The organism is Nocardioides sp. Z30_9 (genome assembly GCF_058215735.1).
In genome coordinates, this window is the sequence record NZ_JBZAJF010000002.1 from 1425976 (window position 1) to 1444878 (window position 18903).

Genomic DNA, 18903 nt, shown 5'->3' on the forward strand with positions numbered 1-18903 from the left:
CCCAGGAGCTGCCGGAGCCGATGGCCGTTGCCCTGGGTGCCTACGAGCGGCACCTCGCCTCGGAACGGGACCTCTCCGCGCACACCGTTCGGGCCTACGTCGGTGACGTGCAGGGCATGCTCGAGCACGCGGCGGCCCTGGGCCACACCGACCTGGGCACGCTGGACCTGCGGACGCTGCGCAGCTGGCTGGCCAAGCAGCAGACCCTGGGCAAGGCGCGGACCACGATGGCCCGGCGGGCCACCGCGGTCCGGGTGTTCACCGCGTGGGCGCAGCGCACCGGCCGTGCGGAGACCGATCCGGGGGCCTCCCTGGGCAGCCCCAAGGCGCACAAGCCGCTGCCTCCTGCGCTGAACGCAGCCGAGGCGCGCCAGCTGCTCGAGGCTGCGGCGGCCCGTGCCGACGACGGCAGCGCGGTGGGACGCCGCGACGTCGCGATCCTCGAGCTGCTCTACGCCACCGGCATCCGGGTGGGGGAGCTGTGCGGCCTCGACGTCGACGACGTCGACCGCAGCCGCCGCGTCGTCCGGGTCCTGGGCAAGGGGCGCAAGGAGCGCACCGTGCCGTACGGCGTGCCGGCGGACCGGGCCCTCGGCCTGTGGCTCGAGACCGGCCGACCCGAGCTGTTCCGCCCCGGCGCCGGCGCCGCGATGTTCCTCGGCGCCAGAGGAGGCCGGATCGACCCCCGGGCGGTCCGGACCCTGGTGCACGCCCGGCTGGCCGAGGTGCCCGACGCCCCTGATATGGGCCCCCACGGACTGCGCCACACCGCGGCGACGCACCTGCTGGAGGGCGGGGCGGACCTGCGTACGGTGCAGGAGATGCTCGGGCACGCCTCCCTGTCCACGACCCAGATCTACACGCACGTGACCACCGACCGCCTGCGCCAGGCCTACCGGCTGGCGCATCCCCGCGCCTGAGAGTGCGACAGGTCACAGCCGCTCTCGCGGGACGCATATTGACGCACCCTGCGTCGCATAGTTGACTTCTGCAAGCGTTTGGTGCCGCCGGCGCGCTCCCACGACAGCTGAGCGAAGGAACGCATGTCCACCGACCCCGCCACCGCCGCGCGACCCACCGGGTCCGACCCGGTCCCCGCACCGACCAAGGCCATGGTCACGGTGGTCGTGCTGTGCTTCGGTGGGCTGAGCGCGTCCCTGACGCAGACCCTGGTCATCCCGATCCAGTCGCAGCTGCCGCAGCTGCTGTCGACCTCTCCGGCGAACGCGTCCTGGGTGATCACCGCGACCCTGCTGGCTGCGGCGGTGACGATGCCGATCGCGGGCCGGCTGGCCGACATGCTCGGCAAGCAGCGGGTGCTCCTGGTCAGCGCGGCCATCTTGATGGTCGGCTCCCTGGTGTGCGCGATGGCCGACTCGCTCACCCCGATGCTGGTCGGGCGCACGCTGCAGGGCCTCTCAATGGGGTTCATCCCGGTCGGCATCAGCCTGATGCGGGAGGTCACGCCACCGCGGATGACCGGCACGGCGATCGCCTCGATGAGCGCCACGCTGGGCGTCGGTGGGGCCATCGGCCTGCCGCTGTCGGCCTGGGTGGCCCAGGACTTCAGCTGGCACGCGCTGTTCTGGCTCTCGGCCGGGCTGGCGCTGGTGGTGACGATCGCCGTGGCGACCGTGGTGCCGCACGTCGAGGACGCGAACGGGGGCACCCTCGACGTCGTCGGCGCGCTGGGCCTGACCGTCGGCCTGGTCTCCACCCTGATCGCCATCACCAAGGGCAACGACTGGGGCTGGGACCAGCCGCGCACGCTCGGCCTGCTCGTCGGCGGGGTGGTGGTCCTGCTGGTGTGGGGCTGGTACGAGCTCCGCGTCGAGGAGCCGCTGTGCGACCTCCGGGTCACGGCTCAGCCGGCGGTGCTGCTGACCAACCTGGCCGCGGTCGCCATCGGCTTCGGGATGATGGCCCAGGCGATCGTGGTGCCCCAGCTCCTGCAGCTGCCCGAGGCCACCGGCTTCGGCCTCGGCCAGACCATCCTGCAGGCGGGCCTGTGGATGGCGCCGGGCGGGCTGATGATGCTGGTCTTCGCCCCCGTCTCCAGCGGCCTGATGCAGCGGGTCGGCGCCAAGCGGACCCTGATGCTGGGTGCGGGCGTGCTCGGCTCGGGCTACGTCGTGGCCGCCTTCTTGATGCACACGCCCTGGGAGCTGCTGATCGCCTCCTGCATCGCCTCCGCCGGTGTCGGGATCGGGTACGCCGCGATGCCGACCCTGATCCTCGCCGCGGTCCCGATGCGCGAGGCCGCCTCCGCCGTGGGCATCAACGGGCTGATGCGCTCGATGGGCACCACGATCGCGGCGGCCGTGATGGCGATGATCCTGACCGGGTCCACCAAGAGCCTCGGCGGCTTCGAGATCCCCACCGAGTCGGCCTTCCGACTGTGCTTCATCGTCGGTGCGGCGGCTGCGTTCGTCGGCGTGGCGATCACCGCCGCGATCCCGCTTTCCCGTCGGGCCGCCGAGGCCGCCAAGGCTGCGGCCGCCAAGGCCCACTAGCCGGGCGGATCGAGCGGGCCTGCGCCGGTGAGCGGCAGCAGCCGCACGGGTCCGGCCCCGACCAGGGTCAGCGGGTCGAGGTAGGTCGCACCGCGACGCAGCCCCCAGTGCAGGCACACCCGGGGGAAGCAGTGGCTCGAGGCGCGCTGCAGGGTGCCGAGGACGCCGCCTCGACCGACGGTGTCGCCGACCCGGACGCCGGCGGTCACCGGCTCGTAGGTGGTGCGGACGCCGCCGTGGTCGACGACGACCACGCCTCGGCCGGCGATCGTCGCCGCAAACGTCACCGTGCCGCCCAGGGAGGAGCGCACCGGCTGGCCGGCGTGCCCACGCAGGTCCACGCCGCGGTGACCCGCCCCCCAGGGCCGGTCCGGCGGGTCGAATCCCTCCGCCACCGGTGGTCTGGGGGAGAGCGGCCAGGCGCCGTCCCGCACGGGAGCGGGCCCGGCCTGGACGGGCGGGGGCAGGGGGAGCAGCAGGGTCGTGACAGCGAGGACGAGGGAGGGGAGCAGGCTCATGGTGGGAGCGTGCCGCGGGGCGGCCACGAGCCCGGTGTCCGACCCGAGCGCCTGTGGACGGGGGAGGGCTGCGCCGGGGGTGTGCGGGCCAGCCGGCCGGGCCGGTCCTCGTTTCGACATCCCCACCGGGCACCGATAGAGTGATGCCAGCAACCCGTGTGGGTTGACTTCGCACGCTCGTATCCGTGCCGTCCTGCAGATCCTGGCAGGACGGGGTCACACGGGCGAGGGCTCTCAGTCCCTGGCAACAGGGTCGGGCCCCGCACGAACGTCAGGGCAGGATCCCCAGCGACACCGGGGACGTCCTGCAACCGAACTGAAAACCAGTCGGTGCGCGCCAGCGTGCTCCGACACAACAGGAAAGAATCCCCATGGCAGTCGTCACCATGCGCCAGCTCCTCGAGAGCGGCGTCCACTTCGGGCACCAGACCCGTCGCTGGAACCCCAAGATGAAGCGCTTCATCATGACCGAGCGCAACGGTATCTACATCATCGACCTGCAGCAGTCGCTGTCCTACATCGACACCAGCTACGCGTTCATCAAGGACACCGTGGCCAAGGGCGGCACGATCATGTTCGTGGGCACCAAGAAGCAGGCCCAGGAGGCGATCGCCGAGCAGGCGACCCGCGTCGGGATGCCCTACGTCAACCAGCGTTGGCTCGGCGGCATGCTCACCAACTTCCAGACCGTGCACCAGCGGATCAACCGCCTCAAGGAGCTCGACGACGTCGACTTCGACGACGTGGCCGGGTCCAGTCGCACGAAGAAGGAACTTCTCTTCATGCGCCGCGAGCAGATCAAGCTCGACCGGACGCTGGGCGGCATCCGCGACATGACCCGCACGCCCTCGGCCGTGTGGATCGTGGACACCAACAAGGAGCACCTCGCGGTCGAGGAGGCTCGCAAGCTGAAGATCCCGATCATCGCGATCCTCGACTCCAACTGCGACCCCGACCTCGTCGACTACCCGATCCCGGGCAACGACGACGCCATCCGTGCGGTCGGCCTGCTGACCCGCGTGATCGCCGACGCCGTCGCCGACGGCCTGATCGCCCGCTCGGGTGCCAAGACCGACGGTGACGCCAAGGGCATCGGCACCGACGAGCCGCTGGCCGACTGGGAGCGCGACCTGCTCCAGGGCGAGGCCGACAAGGCTGCCGTCGCCGCCACCGGTGGCGACACCAAGACCGAGGACACCCCCGCCGCCGAGGCGACCGGGGCCTCCGTCGAGGGCGCAGCTGCCAAGGAGGCCGCCGAGGCCCCCAAGGCCGAGGCTGCCCCCGAGACCACCGAGGCACCTGCGGCGCAGGAGCCCGACGCGCCCGTCGCTGCCGTGACGCCTGCCGTCACCGCAGTGGAGGAGCCGTCCGAGGCGCTCCCCGCCGAGGGCACCGCTACGACGAAGGAGGACTGAACGTGGCGATCTCCGCCGCTGACGTCAAGAGGCTCCGGGACCACACCGGCGCCGGCATGATGGACTGCAAGAAGGCCCTCGAGGAAGCCGACGGCGACTTCGAGAAGGCCACCGAGCTGCTCCGCATCAAGCTGGGCAAGAAGGCTGCCGAGCGGGGCGCCGAGCGCACCGCCTCGGCCGGCCTGGTGGCCACCTCCGGCAACGTGCTCGTCGAGCTCAACTGCGAGACGGACTTCGTCGCCAAGGGCGAGGACTTCATCAGCACCGCCCAGCAGATCGCTGACGCTGCGGCCGGAGCGCTGGACTCCTCGGCCGACGCCGACGCCCTCAAGGCGGTCAAGATCGGCGACAAGACCGTCGAGGAGATCGTCAAGGAGCTCGCGGTCCGGATCGGCGAGAAGATCGAGCTCGGCCGCGTGGCCGTCTTCGACGGTCCCGTCGTGTCCTACATGCACCGTCGCGCCTCCGACCTGCCCCCCGCCGTGGGTGTGCTGGTGGAGTACGACGGCTCCGACGAGGAGGCCGCCCGCGGCGCCGCCATGCAGGTCGCAGCGATGCGTCCGAAGTACCTCACGCGTGACGAGGTGCCCAGCGACGTGGTCGAGCGGGAGCGTTCCATCGCCGAGGCCACCTCTCGCGAGGAGGGCAAGCCCGAGCAGGCGATCGCCAAGATCACCGAGGGGCGGCTGAACGGCTTCTACAAGGAGGTCGTGCTCCTCGACCAGCCGTCGGTGACCGACAGCAAGAAGTCGGTCAAGGCAGTCCTGGACGCCGCCGGCGTGCAGGTCAAGCGATTCGCACGCTTCGAGGTCGGAGCCTGATCCATCCGTCACCTGTTGGCGGCTCAGTACACGTTGGAGGCCGGTTCGATGCACGCACACTGCAGGCATCGGGCCGGCCTTCGGCCATCAACTACTTGGAGGGTCGGATGAGCGGCTACAAGAGAGTCCTGCTCAAGCTGTCGGGCGAGGTCTTCGGCGGTGGACGGGTGGGCGTCGACCCCGACGTCGTGCAGAAGATCGCCCGCGAGATCGCAGAGGTCGTGCGGTCGGGCGTCGAGGTCGCCATCGTCACCGGCGGCGGCAACTTCTTCCGCGGCGCCGAGCTCCAGCAGCGCGGCATGGACCGGGCGCGCGCCGACTACATGGGCATGCTCGGCATCGTGATGAACTGCCTCGCTCTCCAGGACTTCCTGGAGAAGGAGGGCATCGAGACGCGCGTGCAGACCGCGATCACGATGGGCCAGGTCGCCGAGCCCTACATCCCACGCCGGGCGATCCGCCACCTCGAGAAGGGCCGTGTGGTCATCTTCGGCGCAGGCGCCGGGATGCCGTACTTCTCCACCGACACCGTCGCCGCCCAGCGCGCGCTGGAGACCAAGTGCGAGGTCGTGCTGATGGGCAAGAACGGAGTGGACGGCGTCTACAACGCCGACCCGCGGACCAACCCCGACGCGATGAAGTACGACGAGCTCACCTTCACCGAGGCGCTCCAGCAGGGACTGCAGGTCGCCGACGCCACCGCGTTCGCGCTCTGCATGGAGAACCACCTGCCGATGGTCGTTTTCGGGATGCACCCCGAGGGGAACATCCTCAAGGTGGTCCAGGGTGAGAAGATCGGCACTCTCGTGAGCACCGGGGACGCCGCCCGCACGTCCGAGCACCACAACTAGTCGCAGCAACCAGGCCCAGCAACAGGAGAGATGCGTTGATCAACGACACCCTGAAGGACGCCGACCAGAAGATGGCCAAGGCCGTCGAGGTCACGCGAGAGGAGTTCTCCGCGATCCGTGCGGGCCGCGCCAACCCCTCGATGTTCTCCAAGCTGACCGTTGACTACTACGGCACGCCCACGCCGATCCAGCAGCTCGCCGGCTTCACCGCCCCCGAGTCCCGGATCATCCTGGTGCAGCCCTACGACATCGGCTCGCTGGGCGCCATCGAGCGCGCGATCCGCGACTCCGACCTCGGCGTGAACCCCTCCAACGACGGCAAGCTGATCCGGTGCGTGTTCCCCGAGCTCACCGAGGAGCGCCGCAAGGAGTACATCAAGATCGCCAAGTCCAAGGCCGAGGAGGGCCGGGTCTCGGTGCGCAACATCCGCCGCAACGCCAAGCAGGCGCTGGAGAAGCTGGAGAAGGACGGCGAGGTCGGCAAGGACGACGTCACCGGCGCCGAGAAGAAGCTGGACGCCTCGACCAAGAAGCACACCGACCAGATCGACGACATGCTCAAGCACAAGGAATCAGAGCTGCTCGAGGTGTGAACGACCAGATGACAGAGTCCCCGGCCGCCCCGGTGCACCCCGAGAAGAAGCCCGGAAAGAAGCGCAGTGCCGGGCGCAACCTCCCCGTCGCGATCGCCTCCGGCGTGGTGCTCGTCGCGGCGGTGGTGCTGACGCTGGCGTTCGCGAACCTCGCGTTCGTGGCGCTGGTGGCGGTGGCCATGGTGGTGGCCGTCTGGGAGATGCACAAGGCGCTGCTGACCCGCGGGATCGACATCCCGCAGGAGCCGCTGATGCTCGGGGCCGTGGTGATGATCCTGGTCGCCTACCTCTTCGGGGCACCGGCCCTGGTGGCGACCACGGCGGTCACGGCGCTGGTCACGATGCTGTGGCTGCTGCGGCGCGGGGTGGACGGCTACGTCCAGAACGCGAGCGCCGCGGTGTTCACACTGGTCTACGTCCCCTTCCTGGCCTCGTTCGTGGTGCTGCTCCTCGCCGAGGACAACGGTGCGCTCGCCGTGATCGCGTTCATCGGGGTCACGATCGCCTCAGACATCGGCGGGTACGCCGCCGGGGTGCTGTTCGGCAAGCACCAGATGGCCCCCGTGATCTCGCCGAAGAAGTCCTGGGAGGGGTTCGCCGGCTCGGCGATCGCCTGCGTCGCCGTCGGCTACCTCGTCGTGGTGCACCTGCTCGAGGGTGACTGGTGGGTCGGGGTGGCACTGGGCCTGATCACGGTGGTGATGGCCACCCTGGGCGACCTGTGCGAGTCGGTGATGAAGCGCGACCTCGGCATCAAGGACATGAGCCAGGTCATCCCCGGCCACGGCGGGATCATGGACCGGCTCGACTCGCTGCTCGCGACGGTGGCGCCGATCTGGCTGCTGCTCCACTACCTCGTGCTCTGAGCACGACTGGAGATCAGGGGTTGCCACGCCGCCCGTGCGTGCGCGGCGGCTCGTAGCCACCCTCCGGAGGGACCATCTCGGCCCGCAGCCCCAGCAGGCGCACCGGCCGGTCGTCCTCGAGCCGCTCCCACAGCTCGACCGCGGTCGCGGCCAGCACACTCGCGTCGAAGGTGGGCTCGGCCAGCTTGCGGCTGCGGTTGACGGTGAAGAACGGCGCGAACCTGACCTTGAGGTGCACCCGGGCGCAGGCGCGCCCCTCGCTGCGGAGGTCCACGACCACCTGCTCGGCCAGCGCCCGCAGCGCCTCCGGGATCTCCGGGCCGGTCAGGTTCTGCTGATAGGTGGTCTCGCGGCCGCGTGCCCGGGCCACCCAGGGGGTGTCGTCGACCGTGGCGCTGGAGACACCCCGCCCCAGGCGGCCGTAGTGCGGGCCGGTGTTCGGGCCGAACTCGGCCACGAGCACCTCCTCGGGCGCCTCGGCCAGCTGGCGCACGGTCTCGATCCCGTGGGCCGCGAGGCGCTGCTGCACCCGGCTGCCCACCCCCCACAGGTCGCGGGTCGGGCGCTCGCCCATGTGCGCGAACCAGTTCTCCCGGGTCAGCCGGAACCTGCCCCGCGGCTTGCCGAAGTCGGTGGCGATCTTGGCGCGGACCTTGGTGTCCCCGATCCCCACCGAGCAGTGCAGCCCCGTGGCCGCGAACACATCGGCCTGCAGCGCCCGGGCCACCTCCTCGGGGGCGCCCGGCGTGTCCGGGGTCTCGATCCCCACGAACGCCTCGTCCCAGCCGAGCACCTCCACCACGGCGCCGGGGATGGCGCGCAGCGTGTCCATCACCACGGCCGAGGCGGCGTCGTACGCCTCCTTGTCCACCGGCAGGAACACGGCCTCGGGGCACTTGCGGGCCGCGATCCGCAACGGCATCCCCGACCTGACCCCGAACTCCCGGGCCTCGTAGGAGCCGGTGGAGACGACGGCGCGCTCGGTCGGGTCACCGCGCCCGCCGACGATCACGGGCAGGCCGGCCAGCTCGGGCCGCCGCAGGATCTCGACGGCCGCGATGAACTGGTCCATGTCCACATGGAGCACCCACTGCGCCACGACGACATCCTGCCCCACGGCAGCGGGCTCCCGGCGACACGATGAGCACGGGTACTCATGCCTGGCGGGCCGGTCCATGGAAGGGTGGCCCGGTGCTGTCCGATATCTGGGGGATTCCGACTCATGGCCTCTTCGTGGGCCTCGGGGTGGTCGCTGCGGTCCTCGTCTTCGTGCTCGAGGCCCGGCGGCGCGGCCACACCGACGACCGGCTGCTGATCGTGGTGACCGGTGCCCTGGTCGGCGGTGCCTTGCTGATGCGGCTGGGCACCTGGTTGCAGCACGTCGACCTGCGCGAGAACGCCTCGCTGGTCGAGCAGTGGGCCTACGGCAACCGCAGCATCCTGGGCGGCCTGGTCGGCGCCTGGCTGGGGGTGCACGTCGCCAAGCGGCTGTGCGGCTACCAGCTGCGCACCGGTGACCTGTTCGCCCCGGCGGTCGCGCTGGGCCTGGCCGTGGGACGGGTCGGCTGCCTGCTCACCGAGCTGCCGGGGACGCCGACCGGCTCCGGGTGGGGGATCACCCTGGGTGCGGCCGACGCAGCCCGCCTGGGTGCGGAACCCGGCGTGCCCCTGCACCCGTCCTTCGTCTACGAGATCGTCTTCCATCTCGCGGCGTTCGCGGTGATCTGGTTCTGGCTCCGGCGGCGTGACCTGCCGCCGGGGGAGAGCTTCGTGTGGTTCGTGGCGGCGTACGGTGTCTTCCGCTTCCTGGTGGAGTTCACCCGGGGCAACGAGGTCGTCTGGCAGGGGCTCACCCGGCCGCAGCTGTTCCTGGCCGTCACCGTTCCGTTCGTCCTGCTCCGCATCGCGCTCCACGTGCGTGCCGGAGCCCCCAGTCGTGACCGACCCGAGGAGCCTGTTTCCCAGTGAGCACCCGCACCGGACCAGGGATGCCCCTGCGCGGAGATCGCATCCACCGCTACGTGAACGCGTTCTGCCCGCTGTGCCACGAGGAGGAGCCTCTGCGGCCCCTGACCGAGGTGCAGCGGCTCTCGGGGTGGCTGGTCGAGCGCGAGGACCGGATCTGGCTGGAGCGCGGCTGCTCCACCCACGGCCTGGTCCGGACGATGTACGACGAGTCCCCGGAGATCCTCAGCTACCTCGAGCAGTGGACCGCTCCCACCAAGGTGCACACCCCCGATCTCGCCGGCAACTTCGCGCCCGTGCCCGCGGCCTACGCCGACGGGCTGCCCGAGATGCAGACCCAGCACACCTGCATCCTGCTCCAGGACCTGCTCGACCACTGCAACCTCAAGTGCCCCACGTGCTTCGCGGCCTCCGCCCCCGCGCTGGCCTCGGTTGTCCCGCTCGAGCAGGTGCTCGCCTCGATCGACGCGCGGATCGCGCGGGAGAACGGCCGCATCGACGTGCTCATGCTCAGCGGGGGAGAGCCCACGCTCTACCCGCAGCTGACCGAGCTGCTGGACGCGGTCGCGGAACGCCCCGTGGTGCGCGTGCTGGTGAACAGCAACGGGCTGGCGATCGCCCAGGACGACGAGCTGCTGGCGACGCTTCGCCGTCACCGGGAGCGGGTGGAGATCTACCTGCAGTACGATGGGGAGTCCGCCGAGGCCTCCACCCACCACCGCGGTGCCGACATCCGCCGGTTCAAGGAGCGGGCGATCGAGCGGCTCTCCGGGGCCGGCGTCTTCACCACGCTGACGATGACGGCTTCCCTGGGCGTCAACGACGACGAGATCGGGTTCGTGATCAAGCGCGCGCTGGACACGCCGTACGTCGGCGGCGTCACCATCCAGCCGGTGTTCGGGTCCGGGCGCAGCGCCGGCCTGGACCCGATGGACCGGCTCACCCACACCGGGGTGCTCGCCCGGTTCGAGGAGCAGACGGCCGGCCAGGTGACCTGGCGCGACATGACCGCCCTGCCGTGCTCGCACCCGCACTGCTGCTCGGTGGGCTACCTGCTGCGCGACGACTCCGGCACCTGGAAGTCCCTGGTAGAGCTGATCGGCGCCGACCGGCTCAAGCAGTGGCTGGACCTCGAGCCCGACGTGCTCGCCAACCGGATCGCCGACGACGCGATCCCCGCTCAGCTGCGCGCGGTCGTCAAGGGGTCGCTGCTCGACCTGCTCTCTGAGCAGAGCTCGCTCTCGCATCCCTCGATGGCGACCATCTGGAGCGACATCTGCAGCAACTGCGACCTCGGCATCGGGACGCTGGCGACCCTGGCGGCGTCCAAGCTGCCCGGCCAGCACGAACGGCTGCGCCGGATGCTCGGTGAGCGCGTGCTGCGGGTGACCGTGAAGCCGTTCATGGACATGAACACGATGATCGAGGAACGGCTCACCCAGTGCTGTGTCCACGTCGCGACGGTCAACGGCACCAGCGGTGACCACCAGTGCGCACCGTTCTGCGCCGTGCAGGCCTGGGCGCCGCTGTCGCAGAGCCGGATCTCGACCGCCGTCGGGGTGCCGCTGGCGGCCGCGCGCCAGCAGGCCGGCCTCCCGGTGCTGCCCACGCCGAAGGTCCGACGGTGAGCGACCCCCGCCAGGTGCGCCCGCCCCATCTGGAGCCGACGACCGGGGGAGCGGGGACGCGGGCGGCCCAGCAGGACGAGGAGCACCCCTTCGACCCGCTGAAGCTCTGCGTCTTCGCGACGGTGGCGCTGCTGGGCTGGCTGCTCGGGCCCTGGGCGCTGCTCGGGTTCTCGCTGCTCGCCGTGGCGGGATATGCCAAGGCGCGACGCGAGGGCCTGCTGCGGTCGCGATGCAAGCTGGGTGACACCCGGCTCGTCCTGCTCTACCTTTCCGTCCTGGCGGTCGCCGCTACCTGCGGCATCTACCTGTCGCTTCGCTGAGTCACGTCTAGCTGAGTCACCCCTCGAGAGGAAACCGGATGTCGCAGCAGCCGCCGCCACCACCGCCGCACGGAGGCCCGCCCTACGGGGGCCCGCCCCAGGGCAACCCGCCGTACGGTGGTCGGCCGTACGGGAGCCCGCCAGGGGGACCGCCCGGGCCGTATCCGACCAGTCCCTACGGGGGACCGCCCACAGAGCCGCCGACCCGGCCCGGCTGGTCGAACAAGGCGAAGTTCTGGACGGGCGTGCTGATCACCATCCCCGCGCTGGTCATCGTGAGCGTGATCTCCTCCGGGGTGTCGGCACTGCTGACCCTGCTCGGCGGTGACAACGCTGTCGAATCCGTGTTCTCCGGCGTGATCAGCCTGGGCGTGGTCGGCGGGATCATCGCGATGATCGTCATCGAACGGACTCGGTGGATCGCCCTGGGCCTGCTCGCCGGCACCGCCCTGCTGCTCATCCTGGCTGCGGGCGCGTGCGTGGTGCTGCTCGTCGGCCTGGCCTACAGCTTCGGCCAGTAGGGCCGGGCATTTCGCAGCACAGTCACGAGGGTGGGAGGATGGGACCGTTGTGACTGAATCGATCAAGACCCTTCCCCTCGTCTTCGAGGAGCCCAAGGGGCGCGGCAAGCCTCCGCGCCACCTCGCCGACCTCACCCCGGCCGAGCGCAAGGCGCGCCTCGAGGAGCTCGGCCTGCCCGGGTTCCGGGCGCGCCAGCTCTCCACCCACTACTTCTCCCGCCTGGTCGACGACCCGGAGCTGATGACCGACCTGCCCGCGGGCCAGCGTGCCGAGCTGGTGGAGGGGCTGCTGCCGCACCTGATGACGGCGCTGAAGACGCAGGAGGCCGACAAGGGCACCACTCGCAAGACGCTGTGGAAGCTCTTTGACGGCGCGCTCGTGGAGTCGGTGCTGATGCGCTACCCGGGCCGCACCACGATCTGCGTCTCCAGCCAGGCCGGCTGCGGGATGGCCTGTCCTTTCTGCGCCACCGGCCAGGGTGGCCTGCAGCGCAACATGTCCACCGCCGAGATCGTCGAGCAGGTGGTGGCCGGCGCCCGGTCGCTGGCCCGCGGCGAGGTGGCCGGAGGACCCGGCCGGATCTCCAACGTGGTCTTCATGGGCATGGGCGAGCCGATGGCCAACTACAAGGCGGTCATCGGCGCCGTACGACGGCTCACCGACCCGGCTCCGGACGGTCTCGGGATGTCGGCCCGCGGCATCACCGTGAGCACCGTCGGACTGGTCCCGAGGATCAACCAGCTCGCCACCGAGGGCATCCCGGTGACCCTCGCGCTGAGCCTGCACGCCCCCGACGACGAGCTGCGCGACGAGCTGGTCCCGATCAACACCCGCTGGAAGGTGGGGGAGACCGTCGAGGCCGCCTGGAACTACGCCAAGGTGACCAAGCGCCGGGTCTCGATCGAGTACGCCATGATGCGCGACATCAACGACCAGGCCTGGCGCGCCGACCTGCTCGGCGACGTGCTGAACTCCTACGGCGACTGGGGCTGGGTGCACGTGAACCTGATCCCGCTCAACCCCACTCCCGGTTCGAAGTGGACCGCGAGCGACCCCGCCGACGAGCGCGAGTTCGTGCGCCGCCTCGAGGCCAAGGGCATCTCCACCACGGTCCGCGACACCCGTGGCCGCGAGATCGACGGGGCCTGCGGCCAGCTGGCAGCCGAGGGCTGAGTCCGGCCGGGCCGTGGCCTGGTGGACACCGGGTTGGGTTGACGGGAGGATGCTCCCGACCAAACCGCCCTGATGAGGAGTCCCAGATGGCCGAAGAGCCGCAGCCGGCCCAGCTCAAGAAGCTCAATCGGCTCGAGGACCTGAGCGACAAGGACCTCAAGACGGTGATCAAGAAGGGTCGCCACCTGCGCCTGCCGGCCGACTGGTCGCTGATCTGGGAGAAGACCCCCGGCGACAAGGCCTACCTGATCGTGGACGGCGAGGTCGCGGTCCGCAAGGGCAAGGAGGAGGTGGCGCGCCTCGGTCCCGGCGACGTCATCGGCGAGATGGCCATCGTGGGACACAAGCTGCGCTCCGCGAGCGTGGTCAGCCTGACCCCGGTCGAGGTCATCCACTTCACCAAGGAGTCGCTCACCGAGCTGCTCGACGAGGTGCCCGCCTTCGGCGAGGCCCTGCGCGGGACCACCAGCGACCGGCTGGGCGAGTCCAAGGCCTGAGCCGGTGCCGGAGCGTCGAGATCGTCGCGAGCTGGTCGACCGTCTCGAGGTCTTCCTGCTGGGCGAGGAGCCCTCGCTGACCGGTCAGCAGCTCGCCGACGAGCTGGGGATCTCCTTCGAGGAGGCCCGCCTGCGCTGGCGCTCGCTGGGGTTCAGCGCGGTCGGCGCCGATGTCCCGGCGTTCACCTCGGCCGACCTCGAGGCCCTGCGGCTGACCGAGCAGCTGCTCTCGGTCGGGATGATCGGCCCCGAGGACGAGGCCGCGCTGGTGCGTACCCTGGGCCGCAGCTTCGCCCGCCTCGCGGAGTGGCAGATGGGGCTGCTGGCGAAGGTCGTCGACCCCGACGCGATGAGCCTCGACGAGCTCCGCGAGGTGATGGACGAGGTCACCCCGGCCGTGGAGTCCCTGCAGAACTACGTCTGGCGCCGGCACGTCCTCGCGGCGGCGGCGAGGCTGCTCCTGGCCGCCCCCCAGGACGCGGACGAGGAGGCCGTCGGGGACGACTCCGGAACCACGATGGGCGTGGGGTTCGCCGACATCGTCGGCTACACCCGCCAGAGCCGCTCCCTGACCCGCACCGAGATCGGCCAGCTGGTCGACCACTTCGAGGAGCGCTCCCTGGAGATCATCACCGCCCACGGTGGCCGGATCATCAAGAGCATCGGCGACGAGCTGCTCTTCGTCGCCGACCGGCCCGGGGCGATCGCCGCCATCGGGCTCGAGCTGGCCGAGGAGTCCGGCCGCGACGACCGCTTCCCCGAGGTCCGGGTGGGCCTGGCCTGGGGACCCGCCCTGGCGCGCCTCGGTGACGTGCTCGGCCCAGTGGTGAACGTGGCCTCACGGCTGACCTCGACGGTTCGCCCCAGCCGGGTGCTGGTCGACCGTGGCCTGGCCGACCAGCTGCAGGACAGCGAGGAGTTCCAGCTGCGCCGGGTACGGCGCGCCTCGGTCAAGGGTTACCGCCGGCTGGAGCCCTGGGCGCTGCGCCGCAAGGACCCAGCGGGCTGATCCGGCGTCACGGGCCCTGATCTAGCCTGCAGCCATGACCCCGAACGTCAGCTTCGCCCTGCTCGACGCCGCCGTGATCGCCGGGCGCTTCGACGACCCGGTGATGGGCACGATGACCCACGCCCGGCTGCTCGAGGAGGTGGCGGCGCTGGGCGGGGTGCTCGCCGCACTCGGGGTGGAGCCGGGGTCCTCCGTGGTCATCGACCTCGACTCCGACGAGGACGCGGTGGTCGCCGCACTCGCCGCGGCCCGGGTCGGCGGCGTGGTGCGGACCACCGACGCCCCCGACGCCGCGGTCGTGCTCGCCTCCGCCGGCTCCGAGGTCCCGGACGGTGGGCGGCCGCGGGTGGTGCGCGGCGAGGACGTCCAGGACCCGGACCTGGAGTGGGACACGATGATCCGCGCCGGGCGCACCGACCCCGCGGCGTGCCGCGTGCTGAGCCCGGAGGCGGCGTACTCCCCGGAGCGGAGCGTCGCCGAGCAGATCGAGGTGCTGGCCGCTTCGGCCGCGCCGTACGACGCGGCCGAGCTGCGGCGGCTGCTGCAGGTCTGAGCCGATCGCCGCGGACCTGCTGAGAGACTGACGCGGTGAGTGAGCGCCGCGACATCGTCATCCTCGGGTCGACCGGGTCCATCGGCACCCAGGCGCTCGACGTCGTCCGGGCCAACCCCGACAGGTTCCGGGTGGTCGGGCTGACCGCGGGAGGCTCCCAGGAGCAGCTCTTCGAGCAGCAGGTGGCCGAGTTCGCCCCGGCGTACTCCGGGCTGGGGGAGGACGCCTCCACCGAGGCCGCCGGCCTGTCCTGCGACGTGGTGCTCAACGGCATCACCGGTGCCGTGGGCCTGCGCCCCACGGTGGCGGCGCTGGAGGCGGGCAACACGCTGGCGCTGGCCAACAAGGAGTCGCTGATCATCGGCGGTCCCGTGGTCACGGCGATGGCCGCACCGGGTCAGATCGTGCCCGTGGACAGCGAGCACAGCGCGCTGGCGCAGTGCCTGCGCGGCGGCCGCGCCGAGGAGGTACGCCGCCTGGTGCTCACCGCCAGCGGGGGGCCGTTCCGCGGGCGCACCCGCGAGGAGCTCGCGGAGGTGACGCCCGAGGAGGCGTTGAACCACCCCACCTGGGACATGGGCCCGGTGGTCACGATCAACTCGGCCACCCTGGTCAACAAGGGCCTCGAGGTGATCGAGGCGCACCTGCTCTTCGACATCCCCTTCGACCGCATCGAGGTCGTGGTGCACCCGACCAGCGTGGTGCACTCGATGGTCGAGTTCACCGACGGCTCCACGCTGGCCCAGGCGAGCCCGCCCACGATGCTGATCCCGATCGCCCTCGGCCTGGCGTGGCCCGACCGGGTCCCCGAGACCGCCCCGCCCGTCGACTGGTCGCGCCCCCAGACGTGGGAGTTCTTCCCCCTCGACGACGAGGCGTTCCCCGCCGTACGCCTCGCGCGCGCAGCGGGGGAGCGGGGCGGCACCGCCCCGGCGGTCTACAACGCGGCCAACGAGGTGTGCGTGGAGGCCTTCCGCACCGGCCGGCTCGCCTTCGTCGACATCGTCGACACGGTGGGCCGGGTTCTGGAGCGGCACGCCGCCATCACCCACGACGTAGGATCTGCGCGAGAACTCACCGTCGATGACGTGCTGGCCGCTGATGCCTGGGCACGCGCGGAGACCCTCCAAGCACTGAAGGACCCCACCCGATGAGCACCCCGACATGACCGTGCTGATGTATGTGCTCGGCGTACTCGTCTTCGCCGTGGGTGTCGCGGTCTCGATCGGCCTGCACGAGATGGGTCACCTGATCCCGGGCAAGCTGTTCAACGTCAAGGTCACCCAGTTCTTCGTCGGCTTCGGCCGCACCCTGTGGTCCACGCGTCGGGGCGAGACCGAGTACGGCGTGAAGGCGATCCCGCTCGGTGGCTACTGCAAGCTGATCGGGATGGTCCCGCCTGCTCCCGACGAGGATCCCTCGATGGTGCGCGACCGCAACACCGGGATGTTCGCCCAGCTGGTCAGTGACGTCCGGACCGCCGAGTACGAGCTCGTCGATCCCCACGACCACGACCGGCTGTTCTACAACAAGCCCTGGTGGCAGCGGGTGATCATCATGGGCTCCGGGGTGGCGATCAACCTCGTCATCGCGTTCCTGCTCTTCGGCGTGGTGTTCATGGGCTACGGCATCCCCACGCCCACGACCAAGATCAGCGGCGTCTCCCAGTGCGTGATCGCGGTCACCGAGGCGAACGCCGACCAGCCGCAGCGCACGTGCACGGCCCAGGACCCTGTCGCGCCTGCCAAGGCGGCGGGGTTCGAGCCGGGCGACCGGATCGTGTCCTTCAACGGGCACCGGATCGACTCGTGGGAGCAGATCCAGCGCGAGATCCGCGCCAACGGCGACAAGACCGCCAGCGTGGTGGTCGAGCGCGACGGCACCGAGCGGACCCTCCACCCCACCACCGTCGTGTCCACCCGCCCGAACCCCGACGACCCGGAGAAGATCACCAAGGCGGGCTTCCTCGGCGTGGTGCCCGAGCAGGTCAGGGAGCGGCAGGGACCCGGCTACGTCGTCACCACGATGGTCGACGGCACCTGGGCCACGCTCAAGGCGATCGGCACGCTGCCGGTGAAGCTCTACCACGTCGCGCGCGCCTCGGTGGGCCTCGAGGAGCGCGACCCCGAGGGCCCGATGAGCGTGGTCGGCGCCGGCCGGGTCGCCGGGGAGATGGCCTCCATGGACGAGAACTCGGTCCCGAGCCGGTTCTTCTCCCTGCTGCTGCTCCTGGCCGGGCTGAACCTGTTTCTCGGACTGATCAACCTGGTGCCGCTGCCGCCGTTCGACGGTGGCGGGATCGCGACCACGCTCTACGAGGCGATCCGCCGCGGGTTCGCCAAACTGCTGAACCGGCCCGACCCAGGTCCGGTCGACAGTGCGAAACTGCTACCAGTGACCTATGTGATGGCGGGGCTCATCCTGGTGATGAGCATCGTGCTGATCTTCGCCGACATCGTGGCGCCGGTCTCGCTCACGTAGTCCGACCCAGAAGGAAGAAGACGCAATTGACTTCGGTATCGCTCGGCATGCCCGAGGCTCCGCCTCCGGTGCTGGCCCCACGCCGCAAGACCCGCCAGATCCAGGTGGGCAAGGTCGGTGTCGGCAGCGAGCACCCGGTCTCGGTGCAGTCGATGACCACCACGCTGACCTCCGACGTGAACGCGACGCTGCAGCAGATCGCGGAGCTGACGGCGTCGGGCTGTGACATCGTCCGCGTCGCCTGCCCCTCGGCCGACGACGCCGAGGCGCTGCCCGCGATCGCGCAGAAGTCGCAGATCCCGGTGATCGCCGACATCCACTTCCAGCCCAAGTACGTGTTCGCCGCTATCGAGGCCGGCTGTGCCGCCGTACGGGTGAACCCGGGCAACATCAAGAAGTTCGACGACCAGATCAAGGAGATCGCCGCGGCCGCCAAGGACCACGGCACCTCCATCCGGATCGGGGTCAACGCCGGTTCGCTGGACAAGCGGGTGATGGAGAAGTACGGCAAGGCCACCCCCGAGGCGCTCGTCGAGTCGGCCGTCTGGGAGGCCTCGCTGTTCGAGGAGCACGACTTCCACGACTTCAAGATCTCGGTCAAGCACAACGACCCCGTCGTGATGGTGCGCGCCTACGAGCTCCTCGCCGAGGCCGGCGACTGGCCGCTGCACCTCGGGGTCACCGAGGCCGGTCCTGCCTTCCAGGGCACGATCAAGTCCGCCACCGCGTTCGGCGCCCTGCTCAGCCAGGGCATCGGCGACACGATCCGCGTCTCGCTGTCCGCGCCCCCGGTCGAGGAGGTGAAGGTCGGCATCCAGATCCTGCAGTCGCTGAACCTGCGCCCGCGCAAGCTCGAGATCGTCTCCTGCCCCTCCTGCGGCCGCGCCCAGGTCGACGTCTACACGCTGGCCGAGCAGGTGACCGCCGGGCTCGAGGGACTCGAGGTCCCGCTGCGGGTCGCGGTGATGGGCTGCGTGGTCAACGGGCCCGGTGAGGCCCGCGAGGCCGACCTCGGGGTCGCGTCCGGCAACGGGAAGGGCCAGATCTTCGTCAAGGGCGAGGTGATCAAGACCGTTCCGGAGTCGATGATCGTGGAGACCCTGATCGAGGAGGCGATGCGGATCGCCGAGGGCATGGAGGCCGAGGAGGGCGCGACCGCCCAGGTCAGCATCTCCTGA

Annotated in this window: 20 protein-coding genes; 18 read left to right on the top strand and 2 right to left on the bottom strand. The window is 70.7% G+C overall.

Features of this window, described 5'->3' with window-relative positions; all coding sequences use genetic code 11:
• Window positions 1-20: 20 nt before the first annotated feature.
• Both AC4BGB_RS17580 and AC4BGB_RS17585 read left to right on the top strand, forming a co-directional pair.
• On the top strand, window positions 21-920 hold the full coding sequence (locus AC4BGB_RS17580) for a tyrosine recombinase XerC (protein WP_490548461.1): 900 nt from the start codon (window positions 21-23) through the stop codon (window positions 918-920).
• Between the two features lie 123 nt (window positions 921-1043).
• On the top strand, window positions 1044-2513 hold the full coding sequence (locus tag AC4BGB_RS17585) for an MFS transporter (protein ID WP_490548219.1): 1470 nt from the start codon (window positions 1044-1046) through the stop codon (window positions 2511-2513).
• Here AC4BGB_RS17585 and AC4BGB_RS17590 read toward each other — a convergent pair.
• Entirely contained in the window at window positions 2510-3031 is a 522-nt protein-coding gene (locus tag AC4BGB_RS17590) for a M23 family metallopeptidase (protein WP_490548220.1), read from the bottom strand. The two genes, AC4BGB_RS17585 and AC4BGB_RS17590, sit on opposite strands and share 4 nt — an antisense overlap.
• Window positions 3032-3402: 371 nt before the next feature.
• On the opposite strand from AC4BGB_RS17590, the gene rpsB reads away from it, so the two are divergent.
• The 5 genes from rpsB (at window position 3403) to AC4BGB_RS17615 (ending at window position 7577) form a co-directional block, all read left to right on the top strand.
• Window positions 3403-4446 carry a 30S ribosomal protein S2 gene (rpsB, locus tag AC4BGB_RS17595; protein WP_490548221.1) on the top strand — a complete coding sequence of 348 codons (1044 nt, stop codon included), beginning with the start codon at window positions 3403-3405 and terminating at the stop codon, window positions 4444-4446.
• Window positions 4447-4448: 2 nt separating this feature from the next.
• Window positions 4449-5267, top strand: coding sequence for a translation elongation factor Ts (gene tsf / locus AC4BGB_RS17600; RefSeq protein WP_490548222.1), 819 nt, complete (start codon window positions 4449-4451; stop codon window positions 5265-5267).
• A 107-nt stretch (window positions 5268-5374) separates the two neighbouring features.
• Window positions 5375-6118: a UMP kinase gene (pyrH, locus tag AC4BGB_RS17605; protein ID WP_490548223.1), complete on the top strand. Its 744-nt coding sequence runs from the start codon at window positions 5375-5377 to the stop codon at window positions 6116-6118.
• Between the two features lie 38 nt (window positions 6119-6156).
• Window positions 6157-6711 (top strand): ribosome recycling factor, encoded by a 555-nt coding sequence (gene frr, locus AC4BGB_RS17610; protein WP_490548462.1) that lies wholly within the window; start codon window positions 6157-6159, stop codon window positions 6709-6711.
• Window positions 6712-6719: 8 nt separating this feature from the next.
• Complete coding sequence (locus AC4BGB_RS17615) at window positions 6720-7577, top strand: phosphatidate cytidylyltransferase (RefSeq protein WP_490548224.1); 858 nt, start codon at window positions 6720-6722, stop codon at window positions 7575-7577.
• 13 nt (window positions 7578-7590) lie between these two features.
• Here the strand turns inward: AC4BGB_RS17615 and AC4BGB_RS17620 are convergent, their stop codons facing one another.
• On the bottom strand, window positions 7591-8676 hold the full coding sequence (locus tag AC4BGB_RS17620; protein WP_490548225.1) for a DNA polymerase IV: 1086 nt from the start codon (window positions 8674-8676) through the stop codon (window positions 7591-7593).
• 92 nt (window positions 8677-8768) lie between these two features.
• On the opposite strand from AC4BGB_RS17620, the gene AC4BGB_RS17625 reads away from it, so the two are divergent.
• From AC4BGB_RS17625 to ispG, 11 genes are all read left to right on the top strand, one after another.
• Window positions 8769-9545, top strand: a complete 777-nt coding sequence (locus tag AC4BGB_RS17625; protein WP_490548226.1) for a prolipoprotein diacylglyceryl transferase — start codon at window positions 8769-8771, stop codon at window positions 9543-9545.
• Window positions 9542-11170, top strand: coding sequence for a radical SAM protein (locus AC4BGB_RS17630; RefSeq protein WP_490548227.1), 1629 nt, complete (start codon window positions 9542-9544; stop codon window positions 11168-11170). The genes AC4BGB_RS17625 and AC4BGB_RS17630 overlap by 4 nt, the downstream gene beginning before the upstream one ends.
• A complete protein-coding gene (locus AC4BGB_RS17635; protein WP_490548228.1) occupies window positions 11167-11490 on the top strand; it encodes a hypothetical protein in 324 nt (107 codons plus the stop codon). Before AC4BGB_RS17630 ends, AC4BGB_RS17635 begins: the two co-directional genes overlap by 4 nt.
• Window positions 11491-11528: 38 nt before the next feature.
• Window positions 11529-12011 carry a hypothetical protein gene (locus AC4BGB_RS17640; RefSeq protein ID WP_490548229.1) on the top strand — a complete coding sequence of 161 codons (483 nt, stop codon included), beginning with the start codon at window positions 11529-11531 and terminating at the stop codon, window positions 12009-12011.
• A gap of 49 nt (window positions 12012-12060) precedes the next feature.
• Window positions 12061-13185: a dual-specificity RNA methyltransferase RlmN gene (rlmN, locus tag AC4BGB_RS17645; RefSeq protein WP_490548230.1), complete on the top strand. Its 1125-nt coding sequence runs from the start codon at window positions 12061-12063 to the stop codon at window positions 13183-13185.
• Window positions 13186-13271: 86 nt separating this feature from the next.
• Complete coding sequence (locus tag AC4BGB_RS17650; RefSeq protein ID WP_490548231.1) at window positions 13272-13682, top strand: Crp/Fnr family transcriptional regulator; 411 nt, start codon at window positions 13272-13274, stop codon at window positions 13680-13682.
• Between the two features lie 4 nt (window positions 13683-13686).
• Complete coding sequence (locus AC4BGB_RS17655; protein WP_490548232.1) at window positions 13687-14691, top strand: adenylate/guanylate cyclase domain-containing protein; 1005 nt, start codon at window positions 13687-13689, stop codon at window positions 14689-14691.
• A 34-nt stretch (window positions 14692-14725) separates the two neighbouring features.
• On the top strand, window positions 14726-15244 hold the full coding sequence (locus AC4BGB_RS17660) for an AMP-binding protein (protein ID WP_490548233.1): 519 nt from the start codon (window positions 14726-14728) through the stop codon (window positions 15242-15244).
• Between the two features lie 35 nt (window positions 15245-15279).
• Window positions 15280-16398 carry a 1-deoxy-D-xylulose-5-phosphate reductoisomerase gene (locus AC4BGB_RS17665; RefSeq protein WP_490548234.1) on the top strand — a complete coding sequence of 373 codons (1119 nt, stop codon included), beginning with the start codon at window positions 15280-15282 and terminating at the stop codon, window positions 16396-16398.
• A gap of 10 nt (window positions 16399-16408) precedes the next feature.
• Complete coding sequence (locus AC4BGB_RS17670; RefSeq protein WP_490548235.1) at window positions 16409-17725, top strand: M50 family metallopeptidase; 1317 nt, start codon at window positions 16409-16411, stop codon at window positions 17723-17725.
• A 47-nt stretch (window positions 17726-17772) separates the two neighbouring features.
• Window positions 17773-18903 carry a flavodoxin-dependent (E)-4-hydroxy-3-methylbut-2-enyl-diphosphate synthase gene (gene ispG, locus AC4BGB_RS17675; protein WP_490548463.1) on the top strand — a complete coding sequence of 377 codons (1131 nt, stop codon included), beginning with the start codon at window positions 17773-17775 and terminating at the stop codon, window positions 18901-18903.

Coding starts and splice junctions, on each gene's coding strand:
- AC4BGB_RS17660 (WP_490548233.1), top strand. CDS start 14,726: ATGACCCCGAACGTCAGCTTCGCCCTGCTCGACGCCGCCGTGATCGCC.
- pyrH (WP_490548223.1), top strand. CDS start 5,375: ATGAGCGGCTACAAGAGAGTCCTGCTCAAGCTGTCGGGCGAGGTCTTC.
- AC4BGB_RS17650 (WP_490548231.1), top strand. CDS start 13,272: ATGGCCGAAGAGCCGCAGCCGGCCCAGCTCAAGAAGCTCAATCGGCTC.
- AC4BGB_RS17615 (WP_490548224.1), top strand. CDS start 6,720: ATGACAGAGTCCCCGGCCGCCCCGGTGCACCCCGAGAAGAAGCCCGGA.
- AC4BGB_RS17585 (WP_490548219.1), top strand. CDS start 1,044: ATGTCCACCGACCCCGCCACCGCCGCGCGACCCACCGGGTCCGACCCG.
- rpsB (WP_490548221.1), top strand. CDS start 3,403: ATGGCAGTCGTCACCATGCGCCAGCTCCTCGAGAGCGGCGTCCACTTC.
- ispG (WP_490548463.1), top strand. CDS start 17,773: ATGCCCGAGGCTCCGCCTCCGGTGCTGGCCCCACGCCGCAAGACCCGC.
- AC4BGB_RS17580 (WP_490548461.1), top strand. CDS start 21: ATGGCCGTTGCCCTGGGTGCCTACGAGCGGCACCTCGCCTCGGAACGG.
- AC4BGB_RS17670 (WP_490548235.1), top strand. CDS start 16,409: ATGACCGTGCTGATGTATGTGCTCGGCGTACTCGTCTTCGCCGTGGGT.
- AC4BGB_RS17640 (WP_490548229.1), top strand. CDS start 11,529: ATGTCGCAGCAGCCGCCGCCACCACCGCCGCACGGAGGCCCGCCCTAC.
- AC4BGB_RS17590 (WP_490548220.1), bottom strand. CDS start 3,031: ATGAGCCTGCTCCCCTCCCTCGTCCTCGCTGTCACGACCCTGCTGCTC.